The sequence below is a fragment of the Dyadobacter sp. CY351 genome, from assembly GCF_021502625.1.
GTDB classification, from domain to species: Bacteria; Bacteroidota; Bacteroidia; order Cytophagales; family Spirosomataceae; genus Dyadobacter; species Dyadobacter chenhuakuii.
Genome location: NZ_JAKFFU010000002.1, coordinates 824,244 through 835,938, shown reverse-complemented (window position 1 = coordinate 835,938; position 11,695 = coordinate 824,244). Strand labels below are relative to the sequence as shown.

Here is an 11,695-nt window from a genome sequence, read left to right as displayed (position 1 = left end):
AATGCCAGCTTCCTGTTGTTTGAGGATCGAAACGATCTGTGTCTCGGTGAATTTGGTCTTTTTCATCAGTTTAAAATTAAGTGATATTCTCTAATTTCAAACTGTCTGCGATTTTGGGACACTTACAACTCGACCGGTGAATAGCGCGTCTTATTCTTGAACAATTTACTAAACGACTGAGGATGCTCAAATCCCAGCTGAAAGGCGATCTCGTTCACTGACAGGTCGGTGGTGGAAAGTTTTTCTTTTGCCAGGTTAATGAGCTTGTCTTGTATGAAATGCCTGGTGCTTTGTTTGGTCAGTGTTGTCAGCAGACGGCTTAGATAATCCGGGGACAGATTCAATGCCTCGGCCACAGACTCGACTGTCGGGATACCTTCGGCTGCCAGGATATCGTCTTTGAAACGATGGGTTAGCAACTTCTCCATCCGTTCCAGGATAGTATGGTTCGAAATCCTGCGAGTTAGGAATTGCCGTTGATAAAATCGCTCTGCGTACGTGAGCATTAATTCAAGCTGCGCAATCATGACGTGGTGGCTCGATGCATCCATATTGGCGTGGTACTCCTGCTCGATCTGCTGCATCAGGCCCACAACCAGCGCTTCCTCTTTTTCAGAAAGGTGTAGTGCCTCCCGGAGATGATAGCAGAAAAATTCATACTGCTTTATTTTGCCCGACAAGGTGGTATTCCATAAAAAATCAGGATGGATGAGTAAAAGCCATCCGGTATGTTTGAATTCCTCTTCGCCGGAAGACTCCACCGACAGAATTTGCCTGGGCGACATAAACACCATAACGCCCTCGTCAAAATCGAAGTCCTGCTGGCCATATCTGATTTTGGAGTTGACGTTTTTCTTGAGCGCGATTGTGTAAAAGTGATGGCTGATACTTTTCGGAGCCACGGCAGGCTGCGCTTTGATATCCTCAAATCGCACCACGCTGATGAGCGGGTGCTCAGGTCTGGGCAATTGCATCAATCGATGATATTCGGTGATGGTGCGAATGTGCCTTGGTGCTTCAATTGACTTCATAACAAAGGGATCGTTTATAACCCAAACAGTAATTTTAGCCCTTCCTTAAGTGCAGCGGGTGGACGCCCAAGTTTTTGGGCCAGATCGGCGGTCACTACGGATTCCTGCCCGTTTCGAATATCAGCATTAAAATCGGTAATTTTTCTTGCCATTGCCTGCGGAATGCCTTTCTGAACCAGTATATCTTCGAACGCTTGACTTTCAACCGAGGTGTAGCGCACCTCTTTTCCCGACAGCTCAGTCAATGCCCGGGCAACGTCATCGAACGAATAGGCCTCCCCGCCTGTAAGCAGGTATGTCTTGTTTTCGCATGGTTCGTCCAGCATTACATGCGCGATCGCCTCGCCCATTTCCTGTCGAAGCGCAAATGCAACCTTTCCCATTCCGGCGGACTGGACAATGCCGGTGTCGAATACCTGTTTGCCAGCAAACAGCGGAATCACGTCCATATACAAAGCATTCCGAAATATGGTGTATTGTAAGCCACTTTCCCGTATATAGTCTTCGGTGGTAAAATGGTCCATCATCAAAGGGTTAGAAAGGTTATTCCTATCCCGCAACGAACGGCTCGTGTAGGCGATGCCCGCTACTCCTGCCCTTTTCGCTGCATCCACAACATTGCGGTGCTGCTGCACCCGATCGCCTTCGTCGCTAGCTGAAATTAGTAAGACCTTATCTACATCTTTCATGGCATGGTCAAGCGAAGGCATATCTTCGAAGTCGCCTAAGTACGCCCGGAATGCTTTTTCCTGAAACGACAATCGCCTTTCCTCTTTTCGGGTAAGAATGGCAATGCTGCTGGCCGGGATCTTTTTCAGCATCGTTTCGATCACTGCACTTCCCAACGCACCCGTCGCGCCTGTTACTAATATCCGCATGATTATTGTTTTAAGTACAAAGCAAAGCTCGGCAGAAACCTGAATGCATAGATAGCCAAATCCGGCTTTATTGTAGCCCAATCTGACTTCCACAAGAAAACACTTATTGGGATAAGATAGCTCGAAAAAACTGCATGTGTGGAGACAAGCTTAACAGGCTAGGCTTTTTTGGTACATCCATTTAAATCAGTTTTGCGGATTGGAAGAAAACCACCACTTTTGTCAGACATAATACACAACATGCAAGCTCGCTCGAAGACAAGGTGGAGAGTAACCGCATCGCCGGCGAATGCAGGCTTTGTGTCTTTTCGAATAACCGACTATCCTAAACCCATCAGATTTTTCTAAAATGAGGCCTTTGTCAATGCTGCAAAACGCCTGCCGAATCGCAGGCTTTATCCTTGTTATCTTTTCCCAGAACATTCAGGCGCAAAACCTACCTGCCAAACGCCCGAAGCCGAATATTGTCATCATTATTTCGGACGATCATGCTTTTCAGGCGATCAGCGCGTATGGCAACAAGCTTGTTAAAACGCCCAACATTGACCGCATTGCACAGAAAGGTGTCCGCCTGGACAAAGCTTATGTTACTAATTCCATTTGCGGACCCAGCAGGGCGGTAATACTCACTGGCAAATACAGCCACAAGAATGGTTTTAAGGACAACGAAACCTCCCAATTCGACCATAGCCAGGACAATTTTGCCAAACATTTGCAGACCGGCGGATATCAGACAGCCTGGATCGGAAAGATCCACCTCGCAGGCAAACCGGAAGGATTTAACTTTTTCAATCTGTTGCCCGACCAGGGTTCTTACTATAATCCGGAATTTATCGGAATGGACGGAAAGAGCATTAGAAAAGAAGGTTATGTTACCAATCTGATCGAGGATATTTCCGAAGAATGGCTGGACTTACGTGATTCCAACAAGCCATTTTGCCTGGTGGTCGGCCACAAGGCGACGCACAGAACCTGGCTGCCGGATACGGTGGATTTTGGCCGATATGATTCGCTGACATTCCCAGTTCCAGTAAATTTTTATGATCAATACAAAACCAGAAGTGCTGCCGCAGTGCAGGATATGAGCATTGACAAAACAATGCAAATGGCATACGACCTGAAAATGCTCAGTTACAGCTCAAAAGGCGAACCCACCGTAAACAGGATGAATCCGGCGCAGCGAGCGAAGTTTGACGCTTATTATGGAGCGATTGAAGCTGACTTGAAATCAAAAAACCTGACCGGCAAAGCACTGGCAGAGTGGAAATTCCAGCGCTACATGAAGGATTATTACAGCACGGCCGAGTCGCTCGACCGCAATATCGGGCGCATGCTGGATTATCTTGAAAAACACGAATTGGATCAAAATACGATTGTGATCTACATGTCGGATCAGGGATTTTACCTGGGCGAACACGGCTGGTTTGACAAAAGGTTTATGTACGAAGAATCATTCCGTACTCCGCTGCTGATGCAATTTCCGGGCGTGATTAAACCAGGGACAAACAGCAGTCAAATGGTCATGAACCTGGATATAGCGCCTACGCTTCTGGATGCGGCCGGGCTTGCGATCCCATCGGATATGCAGGGAAAATCCATGCTGCCCTTCTTAGCAAATAAAGCTGTCAAAGGCCGGGAGGCATTGTATTATCATTATTATGAAAACGGTGAGCACTCGGTTTCACCGCATTTTGGGGTGAGCACGAAGGATTACAAACTCATTCGTTTTTACAAGCGGGTCAATTCATGGGAGCTTTTTGATCTGAACAAAGATCCCTCAGAGGAAAGCAATGTATACGGCAAAAAAGGATATGAAAAGACCACGCTTGCACTGAAACAGCAGCTCACGAAATTGATTGCGGAGTATGACGACAAGGAGGCGAAAGTGATCCTTAGATCAGAACCCTAGGCCATTAACGCAACTCGTCCAGCTCCACAACTTTCGCCGTTTTGGTCAGCATATGAATGATGAGCCAGGCGATCAAATATGTGCAACCGCAGATTGTGAAAATGATGTTGTATCCTCCTTGCAGGTTCCCGGCTGCTTTGTAGCTGTCCAGCAGGCTGCCGATTAACATGGGAAACAAAATTCCGCCAACTGCACCTGCCATCCCGCCGATTCCGACAACAGAACTCACGGCTTGTTTGGGAAAAAGATCGGACGGTAATGTGAATACATTGGTTGCCCAGGCTTGGTGCAATGCCACGGCAAAGCTGATCAGGCCGACTGCGACCCAGACGTCACCTGCGAACTGGATCAGGATTACCGATAACTCCAATACTGCGAATGCCAAGAGAACCGTTTTTCTGGCTTTTAATGTAGGCCACCCTTTTTTGATAAGCCACGAAGAAAGATAGCCGCCGCCAATGCTGCCGATGGTGGTTGCGGTATAAATCAGCATCAATTCGAGGCTTGGCTTTTTAAGGTCCAAAGCAAATGTGGATGCGAAATACGAGGGTAACCAGAATAGAAAAAACCAGTAAATAGGATCAATAAGGCCCTTTCCCGTAATGTAGGCCCACGTTTGTGGGAATGTAAAAAGCTTGATCCATTTCACACGCTGCTTCTCGGCATCGTTTTCATCCTGATCCTGTCCGCTGACAATGTAATGCAGTTCCTGGGCACTCAGGCGCTTTTGCTGAGCAGGAATATCGTAGTAAATCAGCCAGAAAATAAGCCAGACAAAGCCGAGTGCTCCGGTAATCCAAAATACTTCCTGCCAGCCATAATGGTTTAGTATCCAGGGCACCAGCAGCAATGCAACCACCACGCCGACGCTTGTGCCGGCGTTAAAAAGTCCCGTTGCCAGCGCACGCTCTTTTTTCGGAAACCATTCGGCAACCGTCTTGACTGCCGCAGGATAATTTCCGGCTTCACCCAAACCGAGTCCCACACGCGCCAGACCAAAACCAAATGCGCTCCTTGCGACAGCATGCAGCATACCCGCAATGCTCCAAAAGACAATGGTGATCGAATAACCCATTTTCGTGCCGATTTTATCGATCAGCCAGCCGAAAAGCAGCAGACCCAGGGCATAGGCGGCCGTAAAAGCCATGACAATCCGTGCAAAATCGGTTTCCGTCCAAGCGAATTCTTTTTCTAAAATCGGTTTGAGTAAACCAATGATCTGCCTGTCAAGGTAATTGATAGTCGTGGCCGTGAAAAGCAGCACAACAATGAGCCAGCGGTAATTTTTAGTTGTAGCATTCAGCATAATAAGGCGAGTTGCTTTTTGAATTGCAGGAAATGTGCTTTGAGGCTCTGCCAAAGTAAGTATTTTTCCATTTTGATAAATTTATTATTGGCTACGGCAATGCAAACGCCACATAGGTTCCGCCTGCTTTCAGGCCATAGCGTGCGCCTCCGGCTTTCCTCGCCATTCAATTTCTATGTTGGCAATCCCGCCCCGCAACCTGCATTTGTACACGATGCAGAGCTGAGCTATACTTATAAGCAACAATATAGTATAACAGCTTATTACACATCCATCCAGGATGTTTTCACCAACATCAATGTGCAGGACAATCAGACGAAGCTTTATTATGGAACGCATGCAAACCTGGGTTTAAGCGCGAATTCAGGTGTCCGTTTATCAGCAGCATTTCAGCCGGGCAGCTGGCGGGACATCAATGTGATGGGCGGCGCTTACAGGCTGCGGGAAAAATCAGCTTATCTATCCAGCGCTTTTGACTATCACCTGTTTTCCTACGATGCGAACTTGACGCAGTCCTTCACCATTCATACGAAGGCAGCAGTAAAGGCTGAGATCAGCGGGACTTACAACGGGCCCGGCATTCTATTGATCATTTTACTTAAACGAAATGCCGCCAGCAGGAAGTAAAACGCGCCAAAAGCGGCATAACCAGCTAGAGTATTCATACCTATACCCGGCGTATGTGCTTGTAAATAGATGGAGACGCCCGCCAGCATTTGCTGAATCTGTTTTTCAATCTTTTCAGGCTGCTTCTCGAAATTGATACGACATTACCACCATAGCTGCTGACATACTGTTGTCATTTCCGCATTTTAATTTTGAGAAAAACATTCCATCCTATGAAATTTGCATCCATCCGAATTATCACCGCAGACATCCAACCTCTAATTGCATTCTATGAACAAATTACGGGTTTATCCATTATTCAGCATACAGCGGATTTCGCAGAATTACACACCTCATCAATCGTACTGGCGATCGGCAGCACCCGGACTCTGGAGCTTTTTGGAGGAAGCCATCTGGCCGTCCCGACATCCAATCAATCGGTCATTTTGGAGTTTCTCGTGGACGATGTAGACGCAGAATATCACAGGCTGGCAGACCTCCTTGGCGATGACATTGTTCAAAAACCAACAACAATGCCTTGGGGAAACCGCTCTATGTTGTTTCGCGATCCTGACGGAAACCTCGTAAACTTTTTTACGCCAGTCGCCCGGTAAGCAGTTTGCCACCCATCAATACAGCGCTGCCGACTCGCATGACTGGCTCACTAAGAAAAGCCGACCGAAGTCAAGTGTCAATATCACCGATTTCAGTAGGCACAATACTTTAACATTGAAAGATGTATTCATTTTCCTCGAAATCATTTTACATTCCGGGGATAGTGGGGGCAGTTTCGGCGCGACAAGCCTTAAACAAAGCAGGGATAAACGCTGAGATACGTGTTGCCTGCAACAACCATCAATATATAGCGGCACTAGCGGGTTTGGTTTTTTTAATACTGCGGTGAAAGCAACGATTACAATTCCGTCTTTCGGGAGTTTCTGTTTTACCACATCATGGGGATAAAAGCTCCCCCATATGATATTACTTACTATAACAAATTCAAATAACCCTTAGAAGGTATCCTTCCCTCCAAGATACTTTAATTAAAAGAACGCCTGAAATCCAAGGGCGATACACTGGTTTTGAGCTTGAAAAGTTTGCTGAAGGACTGGGGATGTTCGAACCCTAATTCATACGCTATTTCGCTTATCGAAGCATCGCTCGTAGATAGTTGTTGCTTAGCCTTTTCAATCAAATGGTTGTGAATGTGTTGTTGTGCATTTTGCCCGGTCATTGATCGCAGCATGTCACTTAAATAACTCGGACTGACGTTTAATTGCTCAGACAGAAACTGGACAGTTGGAAGCCCCTGCTTTTTGTCTGGTGGTGACTGAAAGTAGGTATGCAAAATGTCTTCTACCTTTTGAAGCAGATCGCTGCTTACCGCCTTACGGGTGATGAATTGCCTGCTGTAAAACCGGTTGGCATAATTCAGCAGCAATTCGATCTGAGAAATAACAACGTCCTGGCTGAAATTATCAATTCTGTCTTTTAATTCTTCTTCAATATTTTCGAAAACAGAAATGATCGTCGTTTTTTCCTTTTCCGATAAGTGTAGCGCTTCATGGATAGAATAGGAAAAAAATCCGTACGCTTTGATCTTCCTGGCGAGTTCGTAACCCAGTAAAAAATCGGGATGGAAAAGTAAAGTATAACCGGACTGATCACTGAGTGGTGCGTGGCCTCCCGTGATCTGATTTGGCGAAACAAAAAACATTCCCCCTTCGTCGAAATCGTAGTAATGCTGCCCATATTTGAACTTCCCGCGGAAGTTTGTCTTATAGGAGATTTTATAAAAATTTAGGATATGGGGACTGGGAAGTCTTTCCAGCGGAACGGTCCCATCAGCATTGTTGATTAAACTTACCAACGGGTGCATAGGTGCCGGAATGTCCAGCGCCTTATGCAGCCTTGATAACGAAATGAATCTATGGTTAGACATTTCATCCTTCATAATAATGCCTGTTTTATAATTTACTTTCGATGCTGCCTAATGCACCTGGTACGCCGTTCAGGGCTTTCCTGGCTTCTTCCCAACTTGGATCGTTCGGATCAAATGTACTCCGAACATAGGCAAGAATACTTTCACATACAAAGGCAACACGCTCCGGATTTTCATCACTTGTTTCGCGGGCATCATACCCTGATATGCCACCGAAGATGTGTTCAGCACCAAACACGGTCAGCAGGTCCTTTGGGCCGGGACTTTGATAATAAGCGTCCGCACGCCAGTTGTCCACATCAGAGAACATAAGGTTGATGTCTTTGTCCCCATTCACGATGAGTGCCGGCAAAGTCATCGTGCTGAAATTACCTGCCGCCAACACTGGATAATGCTGTCTATTGGCTCCGTTAAATCCTTCTGGTCCACCAGAGGCGCCAATCAGCACCCGGGCCTTCAATCTTGGCTCTGCGGCATTCACTATTTTTCCTGTTGCAGGGTCGGTTACCTCCATGCCTGCCAGCATGGCCACGGTCTGGCCGCCCATGGAATGGCCGATGGCAGCAACTTTTGCTTGATCGACTCTTCCGGTCAACCCCGGCACTGTGGAAATAATTTCGTCTAAATGATCCAGGATAAATTGCATGTCCGTAGCCCGCGAACTCCAAAACAAGGGTGCTTCCGGAAGGGACGACGAAAGACCAAGTGCTCGGGAATTTTGATGGGTGGGTTGAATGACAACAAACCCTTCTGCTGCAAAAAAATCAACCATGGGACCGTATCCTCTGTACGAAGAGAGGAAATTAGAGGGACCATGCCCATGCGAAAGAAGAATGACCGGCAGGTTGTTTCCGCTAGCAGGAGCAGAAACTTTCATTTCGAGGTCTACGTGACGGCCGGAAACTGGTAATACAACCGGACTGAAGCTCATGATGGGTGTTTTTGACTGTTTCATGTTGTTATTGATTTTGAATTTTGAGATATGCAAAGTTCATCAGCCTTCAACTCCCCGGCGTAGTGAAATCGGGGCATTGCGTAGCCAAATCCCGGACAAATTCAGGTACACATCAATTCTTTTCAATTTGTTTCAAACTCCATTTGTGATACATTTATAGACCTCAACCAACGGATTTGAATACAAGAAAACATTGAAATACTTTAACCTTATTATTCTGGTTTGTTTTATGGTAACTGCTTGTTCCAAAAAGGAATCGAAGCAGTTTACGATTGGCTTTTCGCAGTGCACGGGCAGTGATAACTGGCGTAAAACCATGCAGGAGAGCATGTATCGCGAGCTTTCTTTCAATCCGGAGATCAACTTTGTGATGAAGGATGCGGGCGGACAGAGCAAAACACAAATCACACAAATTGAAGAACTGCTTAAACAAGACATTGACCTGCTGATCGTATCTCCGAATGAAGCCGAGCCGATTACACCTGTTGTTGAGAAGGCTTACCAAAGCGGAATTCCAGTCATTATTTTGGATCGCCGGACCAATTCTGATCAGTACACAGCCTATGTGGGTGCTGATAATGTGGAAGTCGGGCAGATTGCCGGCGCTTATACCAATACACTTTTGAAAGGAACCGGAAAGGTGATCGAGATCAGTGAAAAACCGGGCTCTTCCGCTGACATTGATCGCCATAAGGGTTTTATGGAGATCATTAATCGATTTGCCGGCATCGAACTGGTTGCCAAACTGGACGGCGATTGGGATAAATATTCTTTCGAAGCCCCGCTGACCAAACTGCTGCAAACCCATACGGACATTGACGTTATTTTCTGCCAGAATGATCGCCGCGCGTTGACTGCTTTTAAGGTTTGTAAAAATTTAGGTCTTGAAAAAAAGATTAGGTTAATCGGTGTTGACGGACTAACCGGGCCGAATGGCGGCATTGATCTTGTTGATAGGAATGTTTTAAATGCTACTATTCTATATCCGACTGGTGGAGAAGAAGCCATCCGAACCGCGATTTCTATTCTTCAAAAGAAGCCGTTCAAAAGGGAAAACCGCTTGCAAATCACCATGATCGATTCGACCAATGTCAGGATCATGAAATTGCAGAGCGAAAAATTGGTGGCCCAGCAGCAAGACATTGAGCGTCGGCAGGAAAAAATTGAGGAGCAGCGTGCGATCTCTGAAAACCAGAGCATTGTCATTTACACCGTTTCCATCACCCTTGCATTAGCACTCATTTTCGGAGCCATTTCCTTTTATTCTTTACGCGAAAACCGGAAGATCAACAAGCGCCTGGAAGTCCAGAATCATGAAATTTCGGACCAAAAGAACCAGATCGAGCAATTGGCGCAAAGTGCTGAAATTGAAAATGAGGCCAAACTTAAATTCTTCACCAACATTTCGCACGAATTCCGCACGCCACTTACATTGATTTTAGCACCGATTGAAGATGTCTTAGCCAGCGAAAAGATCCGCGATCCCTTGATCAAACAAGAGCTTTCACTGATCCGGAAAAACACATTAAGACTGCTCCGTCTGGTGAGCCAGCTGATGGATTTCAGAAAACTGGGAAGTCACCGCATGCAGGTGCGCGCTGGCGAGCATAACCTGGTGGCATTTGTGAAGGACATTATGGTGGCTTTTGAACGCATTGCTTCCAAACGAAAAATTGATTTTCAATTAATCGCTTCCGATCTCGAAGTGATGGTGTGGTTTGATGCGACGATGCTCGATAAGGTGATTTTCAATTTGCTTTCCAATGCATTCAAATTCACGCCGGATAAGGGAAGGGTTTACTTGTATATCAAAACCATTTCCAACGATCAGGCGCAGATTACGGTGGAAGACAATGGAATAGGCATGACGGAATCAGAAGTTGCGCACGTCTTCGAGGTTTTTTATCAAGCCGAAAGCGGTTATAAAGCCCTCGGAACCGGGCTCGGCCTGGCGCTTTCCAGGGAATTGATCTCGCTGCATAAAGGAACTATTTCCGTCCGCAGCCAGCCCAATAAGGAAACGGCATTCACCATTGAATTGCCGCTGGGTAGCAAGCATTTCCAGGAAGATGAATTACAAACCGGGCACGCGGAAGATTTTTCTATGGTTCAAAACTTTGAAATTCAGGAAGAAGATCCGGCTGCGAATAATGCTTCTCCCAAGGAGGTTTCAACTCATGAACAATCTGTGCTGCTCATTGAAGACAACAATGATCTGGTAAGGCTTTTGGAACAAAAACTGAATGTCAGTTACCAGATATTGGTAGCCAATGACGGCGAAGAAGGTTTGAGACTGGCATTTGAGCACATTCCCGATCTGATCGTGTGTGATGTGACATTGCCCAAAAAGGATGGATTGGGCGTGAGCGCAATACTTAAAGCGGATTTCAGGACGTCGCACATTCCGGTGATTCTGCTTACCGCCAGAACCACCATCGAACAGCAGATCGAAGGCATTCAGACGGGCGTGGACGCTTACATTACCAAGCCGTTTAACCTGCAGTATGTGCAGGAAAGCATTAAGACTTTGCTGAAAAACCGGTCCGTGCTTCGCGAACATTACACCAGTGAGTTGCCCATTGAAACCTCGTCGGGAACGAATCCGAACAAACTGGATAAGAAATTTATTACGCAATTCACTGCATATATTGAGGAGCGTTACGATAATTCCGAGCTCAGCGTGGAAGACATTGGCAGGGACCTGGGCATGTCCCGGGTACAGCTTTACAGAAAAGTGAAGGCTTTGCTAGGCATGAGCGTGAATGAATACATTCAGCAGGTAAGGCTCAATAAAGCCAAGTTCCTGCTGCGCCGCGACGATCTGACCATTGCCGACATAGCCTACAAGGTCGGCTTCTCCTCTCCTACCTACTTCTCCACGGCCTTCAAAGGAAAATATAATCAAACACCGATGGAATATAAGAAATCATAAGCAGCCGGATTTTCATTCAATATTTTCAACCAATCGTCCAATTCGTTTGCCACTGAATTCATAAGAAATGATACAATTTTGAAGCAAGATGTATCAAAATTGAAAGGTTACGGATGTATCAAATTTTAAATCGTAA

9 protein-coding genes are annotated in these 11,695 nt (G+C 46.2%); 4 read left to right on the top strand and 5 right to left on the bottom strand.

Features of this window, described 5'->3' with window-relative positions:
* Window positions 1-122 precede the first annotated feature (122 nt).
* Both L0660_RS05520 and L0660_RS05515 read right to left on the bottom strand, forming a co-directional pair.
* Entirely contained in the window at window positions 123-1,031 is a 909-nt protein-coding gene (locus L0660_RS05520) for an AraC family transcriptional regulator (RefSeq protein ID WP_235158499.1), read from the bottom strand.
* A gap of 14 nt (window positions 1,032-1,045) precedes the next feature.
* A complete protein-coding gene (locus tag L0660_RS05515) occupies window positions 1,046-1,909 on the bottom strand; it encodes an SDR family oxidoreductase (RefSeq protein WP_235158498.1) in 864 nt (287 codons plus the stop codon).
* Between the two features lie 364 nt (window positions 1,910-2,273).
* On the opposite strand from L0660_RS05515, the gene L0660_RS05510 reads away from it, so the two are divergent.
* Window positions 2,274-3,818, top strand: a complete 1,545-nt coding sequence (locus L0660_RS05510) for a sulfatase (protein ID WP_235158497.1) — start codon at window positions 2,274-2,276, stop codon at window positions 3,816-3,818.
* Between the two features lie 4 nt (window positions 3,819-3,822).
* Here the strand turns inward: L0660_RS05510 and L0660_RS05505 are convergent, their stop codons facing one another.
* Window positions 3,823-5,124: an MFS transporter gene (locus tag L0660_RS05505; RefSeq protein WP_235158496.1), complete on the bottom strand. Its 1,302-nt coding sequence runs from the start codon at window positions 5,122-5,124 to the stop codon at window positions 3,823-3,825.
* Between the two features lie 99 nt (window positions 5,125-5,223).
* Between L0660_RS05505 and L0660_RS05500 the strand changes: the two genes are divergently transcribed.
* Both L0660_RS05500 and L0660_RS05495 read left to right on the top strand, forming a co-directional pair.
* Window positions 5,224-5,751, top strand: a complete 528-nt coding sequence (locus L0660_RS05500; protein WP_235158495.1) for an outer membrane beta-barrel protein — start codon at window positions 5,224-5,226, stop codon at window positions 5,749-5,751.
* A 212-nt stretch (window positions 5,752-5,963) separates the two neighbouring features.
* Window positions 5,964-6,344, top strand: a complete 381-nt coding sequence (locus tag L0660_RS05495) for a VOC family protein (RefSeq protein WP_235158494.1) — start codon at window positions 5,964-5,966, stop codon at window positions 6,342-6,344.
* 425 nt (window positions 6,345-6,769) lie between these two features.
* Here the strand turns inward: L0660_RS05495 and L0660_RS05490 are convergent, their stop codons facing one another.
* Together L0660_RS05490 and L0660_RS05485 are read right to left on the bottom strand one after the other, a co-directional pair.
* Window positions 6,770-7,672: an AraC family transcriptional regulator gene (locus L0660_RS05490; protein WP_235158493.1), complete on the bottom strand. Its 903-nt coding sequence runs from the start codon at window positions 7,670-7,672 to the stop codon at window positions 6,770-6,772.
* A gap of 25 nt (window positions 7,673-7,697) precedes the next feature.
* A complete protein-coding gene (locus L0660_RS05485; protein ID WP_235158492.1) occupies window positions 7,698-8,627 on the bottom strand; it encodes an alpha/beta fold hydrolase in 930 nt (309 codons plus the stop codon).
* 229 nt (window positions 8,628-8,856) lie between these two features.
* Here L0660_RS05485 and L0660_RS05480 point away from each other — a divergent pair, with 229 nt between their 5' ends.
* Window positions 8,857-11,559 (top strand): substrate-binding domain-containing protein, encoded by a 2,703-nt coding sequence (locus tag L0660_RS05480; protein ID WP_235158491.1) that lies wholly within the window; start codon window positions 8,857-8,859, stop codon window positions 11,557-11,559.
* Window positions 11,560-11,695: the final 136 nt, after the last annotated feature.

Bases quoted from the DNA above. Each gene is read 5' to 3' on its own strand.
- L0660_RS05520 (WP_235158499.1), bottom strand. From the start codon at position 1,031: ATGAAGTCAATTGAAGCACCAAGGCACATTCGCACCATCACCGAATAT.
- L0660_RS05515 (WP_235158498.1), bottom strand. From the start codon at position 1,909: ATGCGGATATTAGTAACAGGCGCGACGGGTGCGTTGGGAAGTGCAGTG.
- L0660_RS05510 (WP_235158497.1), top strand. From the start codon at position 2,274: ATGCTGCAAAACGCCTGCCGAATCGCAGGCTTTATCCTTGTTATCTTT.
- L0660_RS05505 (WP_235158496.1), bottom strand. From the start codon at position 5,124: ATGCTGAATGCTACAACTAAAAATTACCGCTGGCTCATTGTTGTGCTG.
- L0660_RS05500 (WP_235158495.1), top strand. From the start codon at position 5,224: ATGCAAACGCCACATAGGTTCCGCCTGCTTTCAGGCCATAGCGTGCGC.
- L0660_RS05495 (WP_235158494.1), top strand. From the start codon at position 5,964: ATGAAATTTGCATCCATCCGAATTATCACCGCAGACATCCAACCTCTA.
- L0660_RS05490 (WP_235158493.1), bottom strand. From the start codon at position 7,672: ATGTCTAACCATAGATTCATTTCGTTATCAAGGCTGCATAAGGCGCTG.
- L0660_RS05485 (WP_235158492.1), bottom strand. From the start codon at position 8,627: ATGAAACAGTCAAAAACACCCATCATGAGCTTCAGTCCGGTTGTATTA.
- L0660_RS05480 (WP_235158491.1), top strand. From the start codon at position 8,857: ATGGTAACTGCTTGTTCCAAAAAGGAATCGAAGCAGTTTACGATTGGC.